The sequence below is a fragment of the Flavobacterium circumlabens genome, from assembly GCF_004345565.1.
Classification (GTDB): Bacteria; Bacteroidota; Bacteroidia; order Flavobacteriales; family Flavobacteriaceae; genus Flavobacterium; species Flavobacterium circumlabens.
Genome location: NZ_SLWA01000002.1, coordinates 167,519 through 192,041 on the forward strand (window position 1 = coordinate 167,519; position 24,523 = coordinate 192,041).

Annotated in this window: 19 protein-coding genes; 14 read left to right on the top strand and 5 right to left on the bottom strand. The window is 32.4% G+C overall.

All coding sequences use genetic code 11. From position 1 onward, the window contains the following. The first annotated feature begins 296 nt into the window (after positions 1–296). The 5 genes from EV142_RS23990 (at position 297) to EV142_RS05385 (ending at position 3,778) form a co-directional block, all read left to right on the top strand. On the top strand, positions 297–470 hold the full coding sequence (locus tag EV142_RS23990; RefSeq protein WP_158286295.1) for a GMC family oxidoreductase: 174 nt from the start codon (positions 297–299) through the stop codon (positions 468–470). Continuing rightward, entirely contained in the window at positions 460–1,692 is a 1,233-nt protein-coding gene (locus tag EV142_RS05370; RefSeq protein ID WP_158286296.1) for an MFS transporter, read from the top strand. The genes EV142_RS23990 and EV142_RS05370 overlap by 11 nt, the downstream gene beginning before the upstream one ends. After that, positions 1,689–2,261, top strand: a complete 573-nt coding sequence (locus tag EV142_RS05375) for a gluconate 2-dehydrogenase subunit 3 family protein (protein WP_132033408.1) — start codon at positions 1,689–1,691, stop codon at positions 2,259–2,261. The genes EV142_RS05370 and EV142_RS05375 overlap by 4 nt, the downstream gene beginning before the upstream one ends. 127 nt (positions 2,262–2,388) lie before the next feature. Further along, positions 2,389–3,213, top strand: coding sequence for a sugar phosphate isomerase/epimerase family protein (locus EV142_RS05380; RefSeq protein WP_132033410.1), 825 nt, complete (start codon positions 2,389–2,391; stop codon positions 3,211–3,213). 163 nt (positions 3,214–3,376) lie between these two features. After that, a complete protein-coding gene (locus EV142_RS05385; RefSeq protein ID WP_132033412.1) occupies positions 3,377–3,778 on the top strand; it encodes a c-type cytochrome in 402 nt (133 codons plus the stop codon). 155 nt (positions 3,779–3,933) lie between these two features. Here the strand turns inward: EV142_RS05385 and EV142_RS24650 are convergent, their stop codons facing one another. Next, positions 3,934–4,053, bottom strand: a complete 120-nt coding sequence (locus EV142_RS24650) for an NrtR DNA-binding winged helix domain-containing protein (protein ID WP_371311635.1) — start codon at positions 4,051–4,053, stop codon at positions 3,934–3,936. 662 nt (positions 4,054–4,715) lie between these two features. Between EV142_RS24650 and EV142_RS05390 the strand changes: the two genes are divergently transcribed. From EV142_RS05390 to EV142_RS05405, 4 genes are all read left to right on the top strand, one after another. Then, positions 4,716–5,111, top strand: a complete 396-nt coding sequence (locus tag EV142_RS05390; protein ID WP_132033414.1) for a ribonuclease E inhibitor RraB — start codon at positions 4,716–4,718, stop codon at positions 5,109–5,111. A 52-nt stretch (positions 5,112–5,163) separates the two neighbouring features. Beyond that, on the top strand, positions 5,164–6,303 hold the full coding sequence (locus EV142_RS05395; protein WP_132033416.1) for a helix-turn-helix domain-containing protein: 1,140 nt from the start codon (positions 5,164–5,166) through the stop codon (positions 6,301–6,303). A 91-nt stretch (positions 6,304–6,394) separates the two neighbouring features. After that, positions 6,395–7,255, top strand: a complete 861-nt coding sequence (locus tag EV142_RS05400) for an alpha/beta fold hydrolase (RefSeq protein ID WP_132033418.1) — start codon at positions 6,395–6,397, stop codon at positions 7,253–7,255. Positions 7,256–7,288: 33 nt separating this feature from the next. Next, positions 7,289–7,534: a transposase gene (locus EV142_RS05405; RefSeq protein ID WP_262710761.1), complete on the top strand. Its 246-nt coding sequence runs from the start codon at positions 7,289–7,291 to the stop codon at positions 7,532–7,534. 95 nt (positions 7,535–7,629) lie between these two features. On the opposite strand, the gene EV142_RS05410 is transcribed toward EV142_RS05405, so the two are convergent. From EV142_RS05410 to EV142_RS05425, 4 genes are all read right to left on the bottom strand, one after another. Then, a complete protein-coding gene (locus EV142_RS05410) occupies positions 7,630–9,261 on the bottom strand; it encodes a RagB/SusD family nutrient uptake outer membrane protein (RefSeq protein WP_132033420.1) in 1,632 nt (543 codons plus the stop codon). A gap of 20 nt (positions 9,262–9,281) precedes the next feature. Then, a complete protein-coding gene (locus EV142_RS05415; protein ID WP_202978483.1) occupies positions 9,282–12,437 on the bottom strand; it encodes a SusC/RagA family TonB-linked outer membrane protein in 3,156 nt (1,051 codons plus the stop codon). A gap of 126 nt (positions 12,438–12,563) precedes the next feature. Continuing rightward, the gene (locus tag EV142_RS05420) at positions 12,564–15,305 is read right to left on the bottom strand and encodes a glycoside hydrolase family 95 protein (protein WP_132033422.1); all 2,742 of its coding nucleotides are present in this window, start codon (positions 15,303–15,305) and stop codon (positions 12,564–12,566) included. Positions 15,306–15,986: 681 nt separating this feature from the next. Next, a complete protein-coding gene (locus tag EV142_RS05425; RefSeq protein ID WP_132033424.1) occupies positions 15,987–17,045 on the bottom strand; it encodes a hypothetical protein in 1,059 nt (352 codons plus the stop codon). Positions 17,046–17,786: 741 nt separating this feature from the next. Between EV142_RS05425 and EV142_RS05430 the strand changes: the two genes are divergently transcribed. The 5 genes from EV142_RS05430 (at position 17,787) to EV142_RS05450 (ending at position 24,509) form a co-directional block, all read left to right on the top strand. Further along, the gene (locus EV142_RS05430; protein ID WP_132033426.1) at positions 17,787–18,794 is read left to right on the top strand and encodes a hypothetical protein; all 1,008 of its coding nucleotides are present in this window, start codon (positions 17,787–17,789) and stop codon (positions 18,792–18,794) included. 228 nt (positions 18,795–19,022) lie between these two features. After that, the gene (locus EV142_RS05435) at positions 19,023–20,810 is read left to right on the top strand and encodes an endo-1,4-beta-xylanase (protein ID WP_132033428.1); all 1,788 of its coding nucleotides are present in this window, start codon (positions 19,023–19,025) and stop codon (positions 20,808–20,810) included. A 118-nt stretch (positions 20,811–20,928) separates the two neighbouring features. Then, positions 20,929–21,285, top strand: coding sequence for a hypothetical protein (locus EV142_RS05440; RefSeq protein WP_132033430.1), 357 nt, complete (start codon positions 20,929–20,931; stop codon positions 21,283–21,285). Between the two features lie 137 nt (positions 21,286–21,422). Continuing rightward, entirely contained in the window at positions 21,423–23,354 is a 1,932-nt protein-coding gene (locus tag EV142_RS05445; protein WP_132033432.1) for a glycoside hydrolase, read from the top strand. Positions 23,355–23,672: 318 nt separating this feature from the next. Further along, positions 23,673–24,509, top strand: a complete 837-nt coding sequence (locus EV142_RS05450) for a phytanoyl-CoA dioxygenase family protein (RefSeq protein WP_132033434.1) — start codon at positions 23,673–23,675, stop codon at positions 24,507–24,509. Positions 24,510–24,523 lie beyond the last annotated feature (14 nt).

The following is a 24,523-nucleotide window of genomic DNA, read 5'->3' on the forward strand; positions in this document are numbered from 1 at the left end:
GAGCGATAAAACTTAAAAAGAGGGGTCATTTGATCTCTCTTTTTTTGTATAAGACACCAGAAGTGTTTAAAGGACTGTTAGGATACAATATTATTTGACCGGATAAATAGAGCAAAATATTGATTGTCGAAATTTTATAAAAAAAAAACAATATTAAAAGTACTCTGTTATTAATATTCGGTTGTATACTATAGAAGTAGAAAACATGAGAAAATTCGAGTAATCTGATTTCTTTATTTTACACTAACTTAATATTTCTATTATCTCTAATTTATCACAAACACAACTTGAAGACTTTGATCGCGACACTTAATAAATACAATCAGGTTTGGGGAGCCGAAAATGTTTTTGTAACAGATGGGACTTGTATGACCTCGGATTCCTGCCAAACTCCCTCACTGACTTATATGGCACTAATAGCCAGAGCAGCATATTATGCTGCAGAAGAACTCAAAAAAAATGACTTATAATAATATGAAGGGATTAATTAGATTGCAATTCTCAATGATGATGTTCCTTGAATTTTTTATTTGGGGTATGTGGTATGTTACTATGGGTACCTATCTTTCAACAATATTAAAAGCTACTGGTTTACAAATAGGAGCAGCTTATGGTATGATGGCTATTGCGACCATTATTTCACCATTACTGATAGGGATTGTAGCTGATAAATTCATTTCCCCAAAAAAAATGTTCATTTTGCTTCATTTATTTGGAAGTGGTGTTTTGTTAATTATTTCGAAGGTAACAGATAGTAGTATCTTTAATTGGGTGTTATTATTGTATGCCTTATTGTACGCTCCAACCTTAGCTTTATCAAGTAGTTTAACTTTTGCCCAATTAGACGGAAATGAGGAATTATTTCCGGGTTTGCGTGTTTTTGGAACATTAGGCTGGATAATTGCAGGTATCAGTATCGATCAATTTTTTGGAAATCAAATTTCTTTATCTTCGACTTTTGCTGTTGCTGGTATTGCTTCTATTGTTTTAGCGGTTTGGACTATATTTTTACCAGAAGTGAGACAGGAAATAGTTGAAAATAAAACTTCAACTTTGTCACTGTATAATTCAGGTGCTTTTAGCTTATTTAAAAACAGATCTTTCTCTGTTTTTTTTATTGCTTCGGCTCTGATCGCAATTCCCTTATCTTTTTATTATAGTCTTACCAATCAATTTTTAAATGAAATTGGAGTTGTTGACGCGGCGAGCAAAATGACAGGAGGACAATTTTCGGAAGCATTTTTTATACTTGCAATTCCGTTCTTTTTGAAAAAATGGGGAATAAAATGGATGATTGTGGCAGGTATGATTGCTTGGATTATTCGTTTTGCATTTTTTTATTTTGGAGACGCAAGTACAAACAGCTGGATGCTAATTGTTTCAATTTTACTGCATGGTTTGTGCTATGATTTCTTTTTTGTGGCAGGGCAGATGTACACAGATTCTATGGCCAAACCTGAAAATAGAAATGCTGCACAAGCTATGATTACAATGTCAACTTACGGTGTTGGCATGTGGATAGGTAGTATTTTATCAGGATTGGTTGCCAATCAAAATACAATTAATACAACAGAGCATCTATGGAACAGAATTTGGATTGTTCCAGCAATGATTACAATTGTAGTTTTATTTTTATTTATAACTTTTTTTAAAGCAGATAAGAAAACAAAACCTAAAGAGATTGACATATGAAAAGAAGAGAAGCAATAAAAAATCTGATGCTTTTTACAGGAGGGACTATTTTATTTTCCGCTGGTTTATTGGCAGGATGTAATTCACCAGCAGGAAGAACCTTTATCTCAAAACAAGACATTTACTTTTTGGATGAAATTGGTGAAACTATTATCCCTACTACAGCTAGATGTGGAGGAGCAAAAGCTGCTAAAATTGGTTTGTATATGAAAATGATGGTAAACAAATGTATTACTAATGAGGAAAGACTGATTTTTTTAGAAGGATTAAAAAAAATTGAAGATGCTGCTATTGAAAAGTATAGAGTTGAATTTTTATCTATGAATTCTGACCAGAAGAAAGAGCTTTTTTTAAATATTCAGTTGGAAGCTGAAAAATATAAAAAAGATAATAAGAGTAAGCCCTCAGCACCTGTCCATTATTTTCAATTGTTGAAAGATTTAATAGTAAAAGGTTATTTCACTTCCGAAATAGGAGCTACTGAGGCACGTCGTTATGAAGCCATACCAACGAGATATATTGGATGTATAAATTATAAAAAAGGGGATAGGGTGTGGGCTACAAGTTAATGTTTTGCTTTCATAATAAATATTGAGTACTATATTTTGAAACTATTTTTTCAAATATTCTTCACTTGATCAGGATAGTAAAGAGATAAAAAAAATAGGCCAATAATTAAATTTAAAATACAATTTTATGCAAATTAAATTTTTTTGTCCACGCTGGGGTTCGGAGTCACTTTCATGGGTTGATTTCTGTTCAAAAGTAAAAAAGGCTGGATATGATGGTGTGGAATCTCCTGTTTCTTTGGATGAGCAGGAAAAAAAGGAAATGAAAACTGCCTTGGATAAATATGAGCTGTTGTTTATAGGACAATATTATCAGTCTTTTAACAGCGATTTAGAGATTCATAAAACTGAATTCAAGAAACATCTATACAATATATTAGAATTAGATCCTTTGCTGATAGATTCTCAAACGGGTAAAGATTATTTTACTGCAGAACAGAATAGAGAGCTTTTTGAATTAGCTTCATTTATATCTAAAGAGTCCGATGTAATTATAGCTCATGAAACACATAGAAATAAAGCTCTTTTTGCAGCTCATATAGCTATGGAATTATTAAATCAAAATCCTGATGTGCTTATTACTGCTGATTTTTCTCATTGGTGTAATGTTTCTGAAAGTTTATTGGAGCAGCAAGAAACTGCTTTGAAAACTGCCATCGAAAGAACTGTGCATATTCATTCAAGAGTAGGGCATTCCCAAGCAGCACAAGTCTCTGACCCAAGAGCGAAAGCATGGACAAATGAACTGGAAACGCACTTAAATTGGTGGGATCAAATTATTGTAAAAAGAGCCGCTTCAAAAGCTAATTTATTAACCATTACCCCCGAATTTGGGCCTTATCCTTATATGCCGGCTCTTCCATTTACTGATATGCCAATTGCCAATCAATGGGATATTAATCTTTACATGATGAATTTATTAAAAGACAGATACAAGAAATATATATTATAGCCAATTAAAATTTTTAAAGTACTCCAGCTAATAATTTAACCAAATTAGATAAACGATACACAGTTGTATTATGAAAATTAAACAGCAATTTACTTATAACTTTAAAATACTGACAACACAATCTTAAATAATTACACCCAATGGGTATTAAATAAATAGAAAAATGAAAAAAATATTATTCTTATCTGCCGTTTTAGCTTTAATTTCATGTAAAAATAAGTCAACTGAAAACTCCATTCAAAAACCAACAGAGATTTACAATGAAGGCGAATCAGCAAAAACTATAACTACTGATGAAGCTTTAGGTAAAGAAATTTTTGAGGGAAAAGGAAATTGTACCACTTGTCATAAGGTTAATCAAAAACTCGTAGGACCTAGTATTGAAGAAATTGCAAAAATTTATAAAAATAAAAATGGAGATATTGTAACTTTCTTAAAAGGAAATGCTGATGCAATCGTTGATCCGAGTCAGTTTGCGGTGATGAAAACTAATTTTCCTGTTACACAGGCGATGACAAATGAAGAATTGAAAGCTTTAGAAAACTACATTTATAGTAATTTGTAGTTCAGGTAGTCATAAATAAAAATATTAACAAGATATTAATGGAGTGAAATACCTATAAGGGCTTAATTTAAAGCTAAAATTTAGATTTTTTTCGATTCTAGAGGCTAAAACTAATCCCTTAAAAGGTAGCTCCCCATAATTAGGAGAGATCAAACTTATCTAATTGTGCAGCCTGGTGAGAGACATTTTTTTGTTTTTTCATCCAGCTTAATTAATAAATTCATTGGGAGAATTTTTTTGCGGAAATTGAGTTTTTCCAATTCTACGCATAATATTCTTCATAATAATGGATCAACTGTAAAGAGTGAATTTTTTGGCAGAGGTTAATTGCTATTGGTGTTTGTCTAACACGGTTTTGTAATTGTACCAAGCTAAGACTGGCTTACTATATGCAGGCACTGTCTTTATATGTCTTCGGAATTTTGGTTTAGATGTACTGTTGTGGATTGATGGAAAATTATAAAAACTAGATTGGTTAACGGCACTGAAATAATTTTTCAGAGAAAAAGATAAAACTTGAAATTTTTCAATATTTAGATTTGGTACAAAAAAGAACACATTGGATTTTGAACTACAAAACCATTTAATCGTACTATCTAAGAATATTACGATATAGTTGATAAAAAGTTAACAGGATTAATATTGTTTATTTTTAAAACGTTGACTTAGTATAGATTAAAAAGATCTTTTTAGATAAGAATGAGAATAATTTATGCAGCGCATTTCAATCTGATTTCGAATTGACTGGAATCAATTACAATTATTTTTTTGTAGGATTATTTCTGTTTTTGATGCGGGTGTTCAATTTGTTTTGTAATAACAGCCTCTTAGGAGCCCTTGACGCTTTCCTGTAAAAACTTAACATTGAAATACATATAATACTATTTAGATTTGCGCTCGACTATAAAAAAAACAATCTAAACAATAAACCAAAACAATGGAAATCTTAAGTTTTTTAAAACCAAAAAAGAGCAAACGACAAATTTCTGAAAATGATTTTACAGCCAATCAGGGTAAACATTTAAGACTTGCAACAGAATCACTTGTAAGGCTTCGGGATGCTGGAGTGGAAGAGGAGCATGAATTAAAAATTGATTATTTCTATTATTCAGACTCTCTGGAAAAAGTTCGAAAATTGGAAAAGGAAATCCAAAATATGGATTATATGGTAAATTATAAACCTGCATCACACGATAAAAATCTTTTTGTTATTTACGGAAGAACTCCAGAGATTAAAATGATGCACGAATCCTTAAGTAAATGGGTTGCCGAAATGTGTGAATTGGGATATAAGCATGATTGCAATTTCGACAATTGGAAAATTGTTTCTTAGAAAATTATTTTTTTGTAACAAATAGTTAAATTGTCTACTATTATAATGTATTATGAATCCAATTCTGGAAGCGCTTATCAGCGGACCAAGTTTTTTCCTCGCATTTCTTATTTATGTAAATTTAAATAAGGTAAATATTAAAGCCAATCGCTGGCTCGGCACCTTTATTCTTTGTATTTTTTTAATTCAGATCGATACGCTTTTTCAAAAATCAAATTATTTTGCAGAAGGTTCGTTTGCATTAGAAATTCTAAGTTTAGCCAGTCTTATTATTGCCCCTGTTTTTTATTTTAGTGTTGTTTATTATGCAGAGTCCAATAGAAAATGGAAAGCAGTAGATAATCTGCATTTTTTATTTGCAATTCTAATGCTGGTTTTAATCATTATTTCTCACTTCCTTGAAAATGATAAAATAAAAACAGCCAGTGATAAGAAAATTGAATATTATGCTGTATTCGTTTTTGGTATTTTATTTTGTGTAATGGTAACTGCATATTGTATTGCCGCGTATATAAAAATTGATAAGTATCAAAAAAAGCTCTATTTATATTCTTCTAATATTGAGGCTGTAAACCTAAATTGGCTAAAGCAGATCAGTATCTGCGTATTAGTTTTAGCCTTTATTTGGCTGGCAGATATTTTATTTCAGTTATCCGATGCTTTTTTCTTGTATGATTATTTTTCAAGTTTGGTTAATTTTTTTGGAATTTGTTTCATTGCTTTTCATTCATTAAAACAAAAAGAAGTTTTTCCATTTAATAACGAGCAGAAAAATGAAATTAATGCTGTAATCAGTGAAACTTCTATTGTAGATGACAGCAGAAAAAAACTAATCTCTGATGAAAAATTAATCGAAATGAAACTTTTACTGACTGAATTAATGGAAAAAGAAAAACCATTTTTAGATTTTGAACTGAGCCTATTAAAACTTGCCTCACTGTTAAATACGTCCCCACATTTACTTTCTTATATTATCAATACCGGATTTAATGAAAACTTCTATCAATTCATCAATAGATATAGAATTGAGCAGGCCAGGAAAATGATACTCGATCCTAAAATGGAAAATTTAAATCTAATCGGTATCGCTTACGAATCTGGATTTAATTCCAAAACTGTATTCAATACCACCTTTAAGAAAATAACAAATCAAACCCCGTCAGAATTTAAAAAAGCATCAAATAAAATCTGATTTAAAAAAAACATGTTCGGATTCATAAGTTAGAACTTTCCTTAAGCAGATAAACCAAATATTTGCCGGTAATTAACTTAAATAAAGAATCATGTTTAAAGCAAGTTCCAATCTTTTTAAAACCCTTTTAATAATAGCGATTTTTTTCATTTCATGCTCAAAAGACGATGAAAATGCCGCAGGTTATTCTGAATCCTTTGTAAATCTAAACACTCACAAATTAAGAGCCTACAACGTCAATATAAAATCAAAATATCTGGTTGTATGTGAATCTGGCTTAGGAGACGGACATGAATCGTGGATGCCTTCGGGGAAAAAATCCGAATTAGTTAACCTCTCGTCCGCAATCAATTCCGATATTTTAATTTACGACAGGGGAGGTTATGATAAGTCTGGTATTGATAATGAGCCAAGAAATATTAATACATTACGTCGTGAATTGGAGGCTGTGATTGCTCAATATGCAGACGGACGCAAAATTGTATTAGTAGGACATTCATTAGGCGGCATGATAGTACGTGATTATGCCATAAAAAATCCCGATAAAACAGCCGCAATATTGTTTATAGACCCAATGCATGAGAAGTACAATAATCCAGACGCAGGAAACATACTTTATGATGCAATGGTAAAAGCGTATGGTATAAATTACGGGCCTACAAGAGAAACTAAAGAAATTGCTGTGGATATTGCTTATGGTGCTTCATTACCAGTCCTGCCTAATGTTCCTGTAGTTGTACTGACAAGTATGAAATTGGATAAAAACAATAATGCAGCTGATGAAATCAATAAATTAAATAGAGAAAAATGGTTTCAGGCTCATGAAGAATTAGGAAATGGCCTTACCGATTTTACACATATCGCCACAGTAAAATCGGGACATTATATCCATCATGAAGAACCTGCGCTTGTAATTGATAATATAAAATTTCTTCTTTCGAAATTACCTTAAGTTTTGTGTCAAAAAGAAAGTAACTTCACAGCAATTAAAGTTTATAACAGGCGTTCTTTCTCAAAGATTAAAATTCGGCAGTGTAAATATCTCAACAATATTGTCGAACAGGACCATCGTTTCATCAAGTGGCACATCCAAAACGGATTAGGTTTTAAAAGTTTTGAATCAGCCAAACGAACGCTAAGCGGAATTGAAGTTGTGCATATGCTGAGAAAGAATCAAATGGTTGGATCAGGGATATCTATGTTTAAATCATTATGTAAATTGGCGGGCTAACTGTTAAATTACTTAAATTCTTATATTTGATTCTGGCAGATGCGACAGAACCAAAAAAAAGTCGTTTAAAATTAATTAAACGACTTTTTGTTATATTACCAATTTGGATTTTGTTTTAAATTTGGATTCAAACCTATTTCATTATTTGGAAAAGGCCATAAATAATCTCTGGAAGCGTTGAATTTTCGAGTGGTACTTCTTTGAGTAATTATAAAATTTTCTTCGTTTAGTAGAGGGATGGATGAGGTACCAAATTCGGTGAAGAAAAAGCTTCCTAAAACTTCTTTTGGGAGCTCTATCTCTGCGGTTTTCCATCGGATCAAATCCCAATAGCGAAAACCTTCAAGTGCTAATTCTACTCTGCGCTCTCGTCTTATCTCGGTTCTCATGTCCAAATTATTTGCTGCCACAAAAGCATTTGTTAGTTTTGGCATCGAAACTCTTTCTCTTAATAAATTAATAGAAAGGTTAAGATCATTATCACTAATACTGTTATTTAATTCAAAAGTAGATTCCGCGTAAATTAATAGTACTTCCGCATACCTTGTAACTGGCTGGTCAATATAGGAATTCGAATTAGTCCAATCTGCCATATTAGCATAAGATCTGTTAGCAAAACCTGTTTTTGTAAACCCTAAATTAGGTACTGTAAATACGGGAGTTGAGGTAATATAGGGATCTCCTGTCTTTAAAAACCTCGCTCCCATTCGGGGGTCTCTGTTTATGAAAACTTCGGCTGTTTTAGTAGGGGTAACATATAGCGGAGATTTTGTTATCGTTAAGCCATCTGTCATCAGGTAAGAATCTGCCAATGCTTTTGTGGGGTTTGAACCTCCTAATTCTAAAGTTCTTTGAGAATTGTGAGAAATGGTGTTTTCAGTAATACTTTTACCATATTGTTTTACTACTATATTTTCTTTATTAAGAAAGCCTTCACCTTCGTATTGTAATAACTGGAAGTAATTATTGAACAAACGATGCTGGCCTGAATTCATTACCTGATAAGAAGCATTTTTTGCTATGGTGAGATGTTTTATAGGATCTCCATATCCGTGGAATTTTGCCCTTGTACCTTCAAACAAGGCCACTTGAGCTTTTAAAGTCAAAGCAGCAGTTTGTGAGATTCGCCCATAATTTTCTGTTCCTAATTGTGTAGCTGTTCTTAGCTTTAGAACTGCATCATCCAAATCGGCATATATAGCATTTATAATTTCCTCCCTTGATGCCTGTGGAGCCTGCAGCTCAGGTGAGTTTTCTGTTAATGTTTTTAAGATTAGCGGAACCCCTCCATAACGTTGCAGCAATTGATAGTAGGACCATGCCCTAAAATATTTAGCCTCTCCAACGTACCAATTTACATTTTGTTCCAATACTCCCGATGACAGTGCAATTGTAGATTTTTCTATTAAATTATTAGCAGCTCTTATGGTAGTATAATCATATTTATAAGTGTAGATTAAGTTATCATCTGTGGATCCGGCAATTCTTGATCCATCGCTAATGGCATCCGGAAAAGAACCATAAGCATCATCAGACATGATATCTGAAGTCACTGGTAAAATGGCAAATCTTGAATAAAAATAATTTGCTGCTGACTTTAAATCATTTTCGGTTTTCCAGAATGACTCGTCGCTTACAGTTGTTTCTGGAAGTCGATCCACATCACACGAAATGATAGTTGCCGTAAAAAATAATAGGGCAACGATTGTTTTATATTTTAGTATCATAATTAATAGTTTAGGAAAAATTAAAATATTAGGTTAATTCCCAATGAAGCCGTTCCAAATAGTGGGTAATCAGCATAATTAGCGTTCTTTTGTTCTGGATCAAAGGTTTCTTTAAAAATACCTAATTTGGATATTGTAGCAACATTCTCTGCTGAGAGATAGAATCTGATTTTGGTAAAAAACAATTTATCACTTTTTGGTAAAGAATAACCAAATTGTATATTTTTAAGTCTGGCATAGGCTCCATTTAAAACCCATCTGTCAGAGGTAATGTAATTGTGAGATCCTCTTAAGTAAGGTCTTGGAAATGCAGCATCTTGATGCTCTGGTGTCCAATAATCCGCATGAATAGCTAATGGACTAATCCAAGGTTGTGCGAATGGTGTTATCATTTCTGAGTTAGGCATAAAAGACCTTTTTCCAACTCCTTGAATCATCATGCTAAAGTCAATATTTTTCCAACTTGCATTTGCATTAAAACCAAATAAATATTGTTGTTGATCTTTACCTAATAATACCAAATCACCGTGGTCGGCTGCTGTACCCTTACCAGCATTTATTTTGCCATCTCCATTTTGGTCTACATAGGCAATATCACCCACACCTGTTAGCGGAGAATATACCGGTGCTGCTGCCAATTGCTCCGGGGTGTTAATATATCCTGCAGCGGTTTGATATCCCCATATAGTATTTAAGGAATATCCTTCGATTAAGGTGTTGGTTCCGATTCCTAAGACACTGATTCCAGCATACTTGGTCAATTTGTTTTGATTATCTGATAGGTTAAATCCGACTCCATAGTTAAAATAGCTTCCTATTTTACCATTATAATTAACAGCTAATTCCCAGCCCCATGATTCTAAGACTCCATTATTAATTTTTGGTGTTCCAACACCAAGAGTTGCAGGTAAACGCAAAGGCGTTAACATGTTTTTATTTTTTTTGGTGTAGTAGTCAAAACTACCGGTCAGTTTATTTTTGAAAAAACCAAAATCAAGTCCGTAATTGAATGTCTCCACTGTCTCCCATGATAAATTGGAAGAAGGTATTGTACTTTGGTAGAAGTAAGTCGTCTTTGTTTCGGAACTTCCTAATACTATATTAGTATTATTGGTAAGCATGTTTAGGTAATCGTAATATCCAATACCTTGAGCGTTACCTAGTTGCCCATATGAAATCCTTGGTTTAAGTACAGAAATAAAATTTACATGTTGAGAAAACCATTCTTCGTTCTGTATATTCCATCCTGCAGAGATCGATGGAAAAGTTTTTGTACGTAATCCAGTGGCCAAGCGGGAACTCTCATCTGTTCTTATAGTAGCTTCAATTAAATATCGTTCTTTATAATTGTAGTTAAAACGTGCGAAAACAGATTGACTTGCATACGTGCCAATATTTTGGCTATTGGTTTTAGAAGTTGGATCTCCCAAATTTAGTGCAGGAAGATCGTTACTTTTTAAACTTGTTGCACCAGAATTAACACTTGAAAATCTATAATCTTCCATTTGATAACCCACTAATACTGACAACTTATGATTTTGAGCTATTGTCAGATTATAATCGGTCAGGAATTGGAAATTGTCAGTATTTAATACTGATTGGTCCAAGGTATATGAGTTTGGATTATTCTGATATGAAATTGGTTTTATTTTGCCCCATAATTCTACAGTTCGTTTAAAAACTTCGGAATCTTCGGATCTTATTTTATGTCCATATATTGCTCTAAATTTAAGCCCTTTTGCTAGATCCTTTATTGTCATTTGGAAGGAACCATCAATATCATCAATTGTGCGTCTGTTATATCCCCCTTGTGAAAGTAGGGCATAGGAGATATATCCGCCTCCAATACCGTTTAAACGTCCTTCAGGTGTGAATATAGGATATCTTTGCCTCTGTTTATAAAGATTGCCAAGTAATCCATTACTGCCATTAATAGCCATCGAAGGTTGATTGGTATCGTGCTGTGCATAAGATACCTTTGTATCCAGGTAAATGTATTTATTTAATTCAGTTCCAATATTCATACGAACATTCAAACGTTTGAAGTTATCTTCACCCACTTTAAACATTCCTCCTTGATCTAAATAGCCTAAAGAAAACAGATAATTTGTTTTAGCAGTTCCTCCACGCGCACTTAAATTATAAGTGTTAATGATTGAGTTATCTCGTAGTATCTCTTTATTATTATCTTTTTGGTTATAAAAAGTATACCCATTAGGATCTTGTGGGTTTTCGATATAAGGTACGCCATTTTGAATATTAAGTAAATCAGCAGCAGAATATTCATCAGCAACTCCAGCGTTTTTTCTTGCAAGATTTGCCATACTTGCTTCGTCAAATAGCGAAAGTCTTTGCGGTATATACAGTGGTTTTTGAATTGCTAGATTATTGGAAAAGTCAAAGGTAGTTTTACCTTCTTTTCCTTTTTTAGTAGTTACCAATATTACCCCTCCCGCTGCTTGTGCGCCATAGATGGCTGCGGCTGCCCCGTCTTTTAAAACACTTAAGCTTTCAACATCTGTAGGGTTTATAGTTTGTAAGTTAAACAAATCAGTTGCAACCCCGTCAATAAGTAATAATGGATTCACTGCTCCATTTGCTGAAGTTGCGCCACGTATTTGAATATTTAGGTTTTCATTACCCGGTTGCCCGCTTGTTCTGGTTATGTTCATTCCAGGAACTGTCCCTTGTAAGGCAGTTGCTAAACTTGTTACTGGACGGTTTTCAATTGACTTTGAAGTTACAGTAGAAACGGCCCCGGTTAAAGTTGCTTTCTTTTGAGTTCCATATCCGACTATGATTACTTCATTTAGTTTTGCAGTAATTTCTTTTAAATTGATATTTAATACCGATGAACTTCCGATTACCACCGTCCTAGTTTCAAATCCAATAGAAGAAAAAACTAATTGGTCATTTGTGGATGCATTAATTTTAAATCGCCCATCGTAATCGGTCTGAGCGCCATTTCTAGTTCCTTTGACCAATATAGAAACGCCAGGAAGCGGCATTTTATTTTCATCTTCAACCAGTCCGGAAATCACTTTATTTTGTGATTGTCCGTGGATAGATGTAAGCAATAAAAAAACAGCAATAAACAACTGTCTTAAAATTCGGAGACTAGATTGTTTTTTTTGATCTTTTTTATTTGCCATTTTTTTTGTGGTTTTTAATTTCATAATATTTTACTATTTAATGATTGGTTTTAATTTTTGTTAGTTAGTTAAGTTTTTTCTTTTCACAGGCAATTTTAATTTAGAGTGTATAATTGTTTTATAATATATTGACCAAGCAAATACTTGTTTTTATAATTTCTGTTTTTCAGGTGCTAAGTTTACTGTTACACCATTACTTTCTGTTCCATTTTTGTTAATTGCAATTACTTTAAATACATAAAGTTTTCCTTTTGCATTTGCCGGTATTATAAAAGGTACAGATGTGTCGGTAACTTCTTTGGCTATTAGTTCGTAATCAGGTAGATCTCCTGTATGGGAGTAAACATTGTATACAGTAGCATTTGCACTTTTCTCCCAGTTCAATATTATTTTTTCACTACTGATTTCTTTAATAAGAAGATTGGAAACATCGAAAACTTTGCTGTTTAATGGGATGGATTTGATATGATAAATTTCTCCTGGGTTTGTTTCAAATGAAACAAAATTCTTTTTATTTGCTGATTTGATAATTACTTTATTAGAGACTTTTTCAATAATTGATTTTTCTAAATTTGGATATCGCAAAGTGCAAATGCCACCTTTGTTTGATTTCACAAATATATCATAGGGGCTGCTATTGCTCCATGCTACCGAAATTTCAAAGTTTCCTCGTGCCATCAGACCTTCATAAAAACCTTTATCCCATAGTGTGGGCAAAGCAGGTAAAATATCAATATATCCTTCATGACTTTGTAAAAGCATTTCAGCCACACCTGCAGTTCCTCCAAAGTTTCCATCTATTTGAAACGGTGGATGAGTGTCCCATAAATTAGGTAAAGTGCCCTTTTGCAGCAAGTTTTGATAAATTTTGTACGCCCTGTCTCCATCTTTTACGCGCGCCCAAAGATTTAGGCGGTGCGCCATTGCCCAACCTGTTGATAGATCTCCTCTTAAATTGAGGGTTTTTTTTGCTGCATCTAGCCATGCAGGGGTATTGCTGTTGATCATTGTGCCAGGATATAATCCCACCAAATGCGAGATATGCCTATGATGAGGGTCGCCAATTTCACCATAAAAATTTTCTTCTCTATATTCTTTAATTTGTCCCGAAGCCCCAATTTGAATGGGATCTAATTTAGCAAGCTGTTCAGTTAATTCCTGAACAAACTCATTTTCGTTATTTAAAATTTTTGAAGCTTTAATTACATCATTATGGTTTTCAAATATCATCTCTTGGTCAAAGAGACATCCAATAGTAGAATAGTGAATACCTGTTTTCTTGTCTCTTTGTTCCGGTGAATATGAAGGAGATGTCAAAAGGTATTCACCTTCTTTTTTTACCACTTTTGATAAAAAGTTTGCCATTCCTGTAATTGCCGGATAAACAGTGTTTTCTAAAATAATAGGATCACGAGTAAAATCATATTCATCCCAAAATAATTTAGCGGTTAAGCCCCCGGTACCTGGTCCAGAATGTCCCCCCGGACTACTAATACTATAGGCGTTTGCTCCCGTACCAATTGTCCAGCCATTATCTCCATTATTTGGGGATAAAGCTGCTGGATTGTATTTTTTAATATAAGAAGTAGCCAGTTCTTCAGCTTGTTTTCTATAAGCTTCGTTATAATCAACAAATGGTTGGAACAGCTCAGAGAGATTGGTGTTGAAAACGGGCCAGTAATTCATTTGAATATTGATATTATGCCAATATCCTCCTGTCCATGGAGTTACATCATACTGGCTCCATATTCCTTGTAAATTTGGAGGGAGAGTATGTGGTCTTGAGGAACAAATAAGGAGGTATCGTCCATATTGGAAATAAAGTTCTTCCAAATAATGATCAATCTGCCCATTTTTATAATTTTGAAGTAACTCGTCAGTCGGTATTTCAGGTATTTTAGAATTTAAAGAAATATTTACTCGTGAGAATAAATTTTCATAGTCCTTTTGGTGACTTTCAAGCAGTTGTTTATATGTTTTACTTGATGCTTTTTCAATAATAGATGTTACATTTTCATGCGGGTCAGGATTTCCTGCTAGTTTTTTACTTGGATTATTCTCCGTAAAAATAGTAGGCTTAAGTTGGTAATTTGTTCCCACAGTAACAATAATTGTTACTTCATTTGCATTTGTCACTTCAATCTTGCCGTTGTTGCCATATTGGTCGTTAACAGCCTTCATACTCCCACCTGTAGGAATTACTTTAAATTGGCCTTCAAATTTGATTCCATAATATTCACCATTTCCTGATAAGGTGATTAAATCATTTTTGGCAATTACTTTTCCATTTCGTCCATTAAAATTTGATGCTTTACCAAATTCTTTTTTATAAGGTATTTCGGGTCTTAATGTAAAAGATATTTTAGATTTTTTGTCTGCGGTAAGTCTTATTACAAGTACTTTATCCGGATAACTGGCAAAATATTCTCTATTATAAGTTACTCCGTTTTGCTTGTATTGAATAGTTGATAAGGCATTATTTAAAGATAAACTTCGCTGATAATTAGAAGTAGTTGTGTGATTAAAATCTATATAAAGTTCAGCAAAATTGGTAAGTCCACCTCCGCCATATAAACTTTTACCAGCCATGCTATTTTCTGTTATTTGTATTCGTTCTGTTGTGGTTCTTCCAAACACACTTGCACCAAAATAACCGTTGCCGAGAGGTAAAGACCACTCTTCCCAAGCCCTATCTACTGGTGTAGCCTCAACTAAACTTTTTTTATTCAGTGAATCATTATATATTTTTGGTATTTCTGGCGCAGGTTCGTTGTACCATAGTTTCCAAGTTGTTTCCGGATGTTTCTTTTGGGCAAAGGATTGATAGCTGACAATTATAAAAAAAAAGCAGAAAATTCTAAGACAGATACCTTTGATAGATTTTTTTTTCATTTTATATTTTGTTTATAAAATTATAAGATTTCGATTTGTGATGAAATAGCACTCTATATTACATAAACATCTCAAACATGTAATAGGAGTACTTTGTGATGAAATTATAATTATAAAATACCATATTAAGAACTCAAAATTTTGATTATTTGATAAAAAAATGTCTTTTTAAGTAGATTAAACATCAACAATATACTAAAGCAGCGTTTTGTTGTATAGTTTTGATTTAAAAAAAATAATTGAAACCTAAGATTTTAATTATATGATAAAAAACATCTACTTTATTGATAAACATCTGAGATAGGTCAAAGGAGTACTGTGTCATAAAATTTAATTTTATTTGACAGAAAAACATTTTATTTAGTAAAAAACATCCTACTTTTATGATTTGGTTTGTAAAGTTTATATTTTCTAATACTACCTATTTATTGAAATAGCAAAATAAATTTTTATTTGCATTACTTCAATTTGAAAAAAATAACGTTTGCAATTATTCAATTAAAATATCAATTTAAAAGTTATATAAAAGTTGTTTGCTAGATTTTAAAAATGAGAGCTTACTGTATTATAAAATAAAAATATCTTTGCTGATAGAGGAAGAGTAAAACATCAGAAATAGCATTATATAGATTCATAATGCCATTTCTGAAGATAAAAAAATCATATGATTGTGGTAAGTCACTAAATTTTCAATGATCTGTTTTGCCATATTTCCAAATCGTCAAATAATACTTTTAATGTCCTGCCTTGGGATGTAAAAGCCTTAACAACATCATCACTGCAATATAATTTTAGGGCATTAAATTCTTCGATTCCATCTGGTGTTTTGCTTAGAGAACTATTATAGGTATACCCTGTTTTGTTAAATACAACAATTGTCTTTCCTCCAGTCGGTGTTACTGCAACATAAAACTTTCCATTGTCGGCATTTCCTTCCTTGATATAGATTTCTAGGGTCATCCAGGTGTTTGTTGGTACTTGGAAATTAGTATTAAGCTCTTCCCATGCCTTGGACCAGCTGGCACCTCCATTTATGCAATTTTCACCTTTAATGTAAAAACGTAAAGGGCCTGTATTTCCAGGTATACTCTTTGTTATCCGTAGGCTAGCTTTAAATGCTTGATTAATATTTTGAAGGTCATTGTCATTGCCATATTCAAATAAGATAAACCATCTGTATAATTCTGGGGCAGTAGATTGCTCCAGCGTTTCCCATTGCGGAAAATAAACTTTTATTTTCTGGTAATATTCTTTGGGTTTAGTAGCAGGGTTAGCAATTAACTCTCCTGCGATTCTGGCTTTGCAGAGGCCATTTGGGTACGATTGATCTGGCGCATAACATGTGGTGGCATTTTTAATTTCGCATTGTAACACTTTAGCGTTTAATGCTGGGTCTACATTTGGAGCCATAACAATACTTGCCTTACGGTCATTATTGTTTCCGGACTCATAGTTTATGTGAAAATCGTTGAAAGGTGTGCCATCTTGAAGGGTGGAGGTCCAGTCATTTCCAGATTCAAGTCCTATAATATCTTCCCTTTGTGCATTAGTACCGTATGGACCAACAATTGTATTTCCTTGAAAACCTGATTTAAATACGATTGTCCCACCAGTAAAGTCTGACTCAGAATCAAGTTTATCAGTTGCTGTTACGTTTTCATTTTTTTCATTTTTTTCGCATGCTATTAGTACCCCTAGGAGTATAGATGTAAAAACAAAATGTTTTATTCTTATTATCATAATATTTAATTTAGTTAATTTTTAGTTTAGGGTTAATAAATTACCATTTTGGTTTTACTTGGAATTTTTATACATGGGCAGTTTAATTTAGGTTTGTTAATTATTTATTAATATAAGCACATTATTTATTTCTTTAAAAACTGCAGGAATTATTAAAGACACTTCTTTGTCCGTAACTTTTCAGTCGTGCCTAAAGTTCAGTGAGATTTACGTCTATTTGTATAGCTATTTCAAAGATTCTAAGTTGTTGAAGGTTTTTTGAATAAAAGAATGAGTGCTTACAATTATATAAACAATTGAAACATGTTGGCGGAGTAGTTTGTTATGTACTATTTTACTATTGGAAATAATCAGTTTCATTTATGGTGAAAATTATATTTTATATATCAATACAGTATTTTACAAAATAACACATATGAAATTATTGAAAGTAACAATTAGAGGCTTAATAATCTTTGTTTTATTAAAGTATTGTAGTAGTTGAGTTATAAGTAGGGAGGTGAATATTAATAAAAATGGCACATTTAACATAATTTTCCAAATTGCAGTACTCTGCATGTTTGATTTGAATGTATAGTATTAAATGCTTTTATATTAAACTTTAATTTTTGTGATTATTTGAAAAAAATATAATCCTAATTAGTTACTTGTAAACTGAAATTTTTAAATCAAAAAACAATCAACTTTATTATAAAAATACTGTTTAATTGTAAAGTAATCTAACTAAAAAAATCAATACTTATGAATACAAAATATTTTATTATTTCCTCTTTTCTTTTGATGTCGTTATTAAGTGGTTGTACAGCAAATAAAAATACTGTAAATGGAAATTCTACTGTTTTAACGGGTGGTGATTTACTTTTTCAAACTGGTTTTGAAGGGACTTCTAAAATGGTACCTAGAACCAGAAATGAAGCGGGTGTAGAATCACATCATTATGAAACTGATGATATTGTTGGAGTTGATAACACTTTAGCTGACCACAATGATTTTGTAAAAGATTTAGATGAAAACCCTAAAGCAGGTGAGTTTTTTGTTGAATATACTGGAGGAGATTCTACAAAAAGATATGTGAAAATAATACCTGAAATTGGCAACCCTAAAAACCACGTTCTACAATTTTGGCTAAACGACTGGTGGTTAGCAACAGAAAATCAAAAGAAAGCTCGTATTCAGGCAGATATATATAATATTAAGTCAGGGTTTAAAGAGTTCCACCAATCTGTGAGAGTTTTTTTGAATGATGATTTTAAAGCATTAGAGAAATATCCCAGTCCAATCACTTGGCTGACTATTTCAGAATTTTGGAATAATGAGTGGTGGGTAACTACCGAAAAGTATGGATTTAGAGTTACTCTGGGTATTGGAAAACCTACAGCAGCCGAAAGTAAATTACATTTTATTCTAAATGCAGAAGATGCTGGACAAAAAGAAGTTTGGAATGATAATGACCACTCTGCAGTAGAAGTGCCTATTGGAAAATGGTTCACTATGAATTATTATTATAAAGAAGGTAATGATAAAACTGGAAGATTTTATATGACCATCACTCCCGAAGGAGAAAAAGAACAAGTGGTTTTTGATGTTACAGGCTTTACACACAATACTTATGATCCTGCTCCAAATGGGGTAACAGGATATAGCCCACTTAAATTATATACTTCTAAAGAATTAGTACAGTTTATGAAAGATCAAAACAAGACCCTTCAAATTTTTTGGGACGATTTTAAACTTTGGAGGAATAAGTGATTTTTAATAATCATTCTATATAACCCTCAAATTGATTTCAAACTAACGTTTTTTAGAGCTTTTTCTTCAGTTTCATAAAACCTTTTGCCTCAGTTAGAACGGATTTAATATGTAGCTAAATTCATTTTTTTAGTATGATTCTAAAATGTAGATTTTTATCTGCACAGCCAAACCTATGTCCATTTTGTTCGTAGTGTTTTAATAACAACAATTAATTTTTTTAAAAAAATGTATAAAATTTTCACTCTATTCCTATCGTGGTTATGTTTTATTAATGTAGCTGAGGCTCTAGCTCAAGTTCCTTCAGGAACTTTCATTTTATTGACAGACGGAATAGCCGCATTGCAGCCCTTTGGATATTTGCAACAAGATGGTGTTGTAAAAATGATAGATGTTACAAATCAACCTTTTCAACAAGCTTTAGAAATCAACACCTATAATTTAGAGTCAAAAAAAGGAGATATAGGTTTTAATGCAAATATCAATACTACTTTGGATAAAGGAGAAGTTCTTTTAATTTCTTTTAAAGCCAAAAATATAGAAAGCAAAAGAGAAACCGGAGAATCTTTTATAGAAGTGAGATTGGATCAATTGGTTAATAATAAATACGTTTGGCCTTCTCATATTGAACGTGGAGTTTCTATAGGAAACCAATGGACTGATATTAATATTCCTTTTGTAATTGAAAAAGATGCAGAAGCTAAAGATTTAAAATTTGTTATAAAATTTGATTCTTATTCAGAAAAATTTCAAATAGGTGATTTTAAATTTATTAATTATGGTTCAAATATAAAGTTGAGTGACTTACCTCGTTCTGTAGTAAGATATAACGGAGATAAGCCTACTGATAGCTGGCGAAAGGAAGCTGATGAAAGGATTGAGAAGTATAGAAAAGGAGATGTTGCTGTTACGGTTTTGGATAGTAAAGGAAAACCAGTTTCCGGAGCAAGCGTTTGCATTAAATTAAACAGGATTGCATTTAATTGGGGTACGGCAACCAATTCATCTATTATATTGGATAATACAAGTAAAGATGCTAAGATTTACAGAGATACTATCTCAAGATATTTTAACCAAGTTGTTTTCGAAAATGAGGTTAAAGCTAAAAATTGGGAAAGTACCGATCATAGTAAAACGGTTCAATCATTGGATTGGTTTAAAAGTCATAATGTTGATGCTCGTGGACATGTCATGTTGTGGCCTTCTTTTCAAAATTCTCCTCAATTGAGAAAATTTAAAAATGATACTACAGCACTAAGAAAAGCCATTTTAGATGGAATTGACGTAGAAACTACAGTGATGAAAGGTCGATTTACAGAATGGGATGTGATTAATGAGCCTACTTTGCATCATGATGTTTTTGATTTATTAGGTAAATCCGAAATGATAAATTGGTTTAAAAGAGCTCGAAAAGATGCGCCAGGAGTTAAATTATTTCTTAATGATTACACTATGTTTCATGGTAAAGGAGTAAATTCATCAAGTGAGAAATTTTATAAAATTGCTAAATATTTAGTCGATAATAAGGCAGAAATTGATGCCATAGGGGAACAAGCACATATAGGAGGTACTCCGCCAGGAATTCCAGAAGTTATTGAAAGATTAGAATACTTTGCAACTTTAGGTTTACCAATACAAATCAGTGAATTTGATATCAATAGTAATGATGATGAATTCAAAGCTAATTATATGCGCGATTTTATGAAAGCCGTTTTTAGCCAGCCCTCAACCATTGGTTTTGTACAATGGGGTTTTTGGGAAGGCATGCATTGGTTTCCTGTAGCTGCACTATGGGATAAAGATTGGAATATTCGCCCACAAGGTAGAGTATATACTCAGTTAGTTGATAAAACATGGAATACTAGTGTTTCGGGAGAAACGGGTAAGAATGGAATTTTTAAAACTCGTGGATTTAATGGTAATTATGACATTATTGTAAAGTATAAAGGTAAAGAAATTACTAAAACAGCAGTTCTGAACCAGAATGGGTTAGCTATAAATGTAAGTGTTCAATAATATTATTTTTTAATTAAATAGAAATGAAAAGAGTAATAGTATGCATCAGGAATGATAAGAGAAGATTTTTTTGAAACCATAAAACTGATTAAATAATTATATAAAATTATACCACATCATGAAATTTAGATATGTTTTTTTTAAAAGAATATTTTTTAAATGCCTACTTATTTGGAGTCTTATTTTTGCTTTAAACGGTTCAGCCCAAACAAATGGAGTCTTTATAAATGCTGGAGATACTTTAGAGAACATTACGGTTTTAAACAACTATCAAAAACCTTTGGTTTCTATTTCTTCTCCTTGTGATTTGTTAACCATGAGGAATTATTCCTTAATAATGGTGTGGAGTTTAAACAATCAAAAGATTTTGAATCTTATCCCAAAACGCATGTGGTTTATGCAAAATGTATTTTCAAAAATAAAGGGGAATCAATTCTGGTTAAGAACAATTGCAAAGGGAAAGAGATTTATCTAAAAACAAGTGGAAGCATGGCAATTGAATCTGATTTTTCTGCAAAACTGATTCAGGGTGAAGGTAAAGTATATGTAGAATCTGACATAAAGGGCTTAAGCCTTAATCTTTAATTTTAGTTATTAATAAATATATTTCAAATGAAAAATAAATTCCTTTTAACAATAGTATTGTTATTCGCCTTTAGTCATGGTTATGCCAAGATATGGAAATTGTCAAACCAAAATATAGAAGTAAGTTTTGATGATCAAACGGTAAAATTTAGCTTTTTAGATAAAAGATGTAATAAAGTTTGGAAACAAGATTTACCTACAGACGGTGCAAAGCTGATTAAAACCACTCAAAATAAGGAGAATCTTGTTTTGAAATTTTCTGGAAAGTTGCCATTTGAGCTAGTTCTTACTCTAACTCAAGAAGCCGCTGTACAGCTAGAAATAATTGCAGATAAGAAAGCCTCAATGCAGGATTTTGCATTCCCATCTGCTTTACAGGCACCTGATAAAAATCATTATGTTTTATTTACAGAAACTGAAGGATTGTTAGTCCCTGTTGATGATACCAACTATCCAATGATAGATGGTAATATGTATTTCTGTGGTGGAGGAACAGCAATGTCTTGGATTGGTATGACTGATAAGGATTTTAAAACGGGCTTTATGGCTATAATAGATACTCCTTATGACGCTAAATTTGTTACTAAAAGAGCAAACGGATTAATTTCTTTTGAGCCAGTTTGGCAACCTTCTATGGGAAAATTTGGGTATAATCGTAAAGTTACTTATCATTTTTTTGATAAAGGGGGCTATGTGGCACAATGTAAAGAGTACCGAAAATACATTTGGAAACAAAACAACGTCATTACACTTAAAGAAAAGGAAAAAAGATTTCCTGCCATTTCAAAATTGATTGGTGCAGTAAATTTATATGTTTGGGATGCGGCAAGAACTATAGATTTTGCAAAAGAATTAAAGCAATCTGGTATTGATAAAGCATTGTTTTTATGGGATGCCAATCACACCCCTTATCCTGTAGTGGGATATGATAAAATGTTAAAAGATTTGGGTTTTGCCACTGGAGCTTATGATATTTATACAGATTTGCATTACAGAGATTCTATCAATTATAGAGTAGATCTTAAAGGACCTATGCGATTTGAACGTACCGCATTCCCAGGTTTATTTAAAAAATTGGCGGCCATCAACAAAGATGGTAAAACCTATTTTAATCAATATGGACATACCATTTGTCCCGCTACTGTCCAGCCTCATATGATAGAAAGAATGGATAGAGAATTGAAAGAATATGAGCATGAAACATACTTTTTGGATGTTTATCAAGCAAATGGATTATTTGAATGTTACAATCCAGAACATCAGCTCACTCGTAAGCAATTTGCTGAACAAGTAAATAAAAATCTTCAATTGATAGAGGATAAATATGGTTTATATACTGGAGGCGAGTGGGGCGCTGATTATGTAGGATCAAACAGTATATATGCTCATGGGATGATGACGCTTCAGAGAACTTGGTGGGGAAAAGAAATTGATGAAAAAGGAAGTATTTATTGGTCAGGGGACTGGAAAAGCAATCCAAATCCTTCTATTATGAATAGAAGTAGTGTTGCACCAGATAAATATTTAAAGTATTCTATAAACGAATATACAAGAGTACCACTTTACGAGTTAGTGTATCATGATGCAGTTATCACTTCATGGCGTTGGGAAGATGGAAACCATCACATGCCTGCCATTTGGTGGAAAAAAGATTTGTTTAATATTTTATACGGTACTGCACCATTGTGGAGTCTTAATAAAGAAACTTGGGATGATTATAAAAAAACATTCATTCAAAGTTATCAAAATATTTGCCCTTGGCTGCAAAAAATAGGGTACGATGAATTAGTTTCTCATCGCTTTGTAACACTTGACCATGAGGTTCAGGAAAGCATTTTTTCTTCAGGCAAAAAAGTGGTTGTTAATTTTAGTGATGATGATGTGACCTTTGAAGGAAAGAACATCAAAGCAAGAGGGTTTATCACATTTGAAAATTTATTATCAAAAAGTCATATTTAATACTTGAATCCGATTTTTAATTGATTTAAAGTCTTTTGCTTTTCTCGGACAAGTTTCTTTAACCTTATAGTTATTTCAATTAATAAAATATTTTGTTTATTTTAAAAATCAGCACTTTAAAAGCGAAAGATCAATCGAATTCAGGTTAATAAATTTCTATTAATTCATTATCAATAAGTACAATTTGCTACACTGTTTAAAAAAAAGAATATTAGATGTACTCCATTGATAATATTCAGTTGTATGGTATAATAAGAGCAAGGAATTTCTAATAACCTGATTCTTGATTTATTTTGTATAAACTTAATATTTTATATCATGTCTAATTTATCACAAACACAAGTTGAAGACTTTCATCGTGACGGTTTTATCGTTATTAAAAACTTTTGCAGTGCAGAGGAAACTCAAAAACTTTATAACACAGCAACTGGAGATCAAAATCTGATTAATAATGCCTTGGATTTAAACGATCAAACAGGTAAAAAAACCAAACTTTCTTTATGGTTCAAACCTGGTAATGACGTTTTTGGATACTTAACCCGTAGTAAAAAAGTGGTTGAAGCAGTAACTGATTTATTAGATAGTGATGCTCCAGTATGCCATTTTCATTCTAAGTTAATGCAAAAAGAACCAAAAGTAGGTGGCGCATGGGAATGGCATCAGGATTATGGTTATTGGTATAAAAATCAATTTATGTTTCCTGATCAATTAATTAGTATAATGGTGGCTTTGACTCCTGCAAACAAAGCAAATGGCTGTTTGCAAGTCATTAAAGGGTCACATAAATTAGGAAGAATTAATCATGGTTTTGCTGGCGAGCAAGTTGGTGCAGATATGGTGATGGTTGAAAATGCATTAAAAACAATGGAATTAGTCTATTCCGAATTAGAGGCTGGTGATGCTCTTATCTTTCACAGCAATTTACTCCACCGCTCAGAGGCAAATTTATCGGATCATCCAAGATGGTCTATTATTTCCTGCTATTGTTCACAATCTAATTTAGCATATAATGAAACTTCTACCTCATGGAAAACTCCCGTTGAAATTGTACCCAATGAGGCTATTTTAAATTGGGAATCAGAGGCTACAGTAGATGCAGATTTTTTGAAAAAAGAAAATGATCCTGCACTTAAATCAACAGGTTGGGAAGGGTAATTTTTATAAAATTA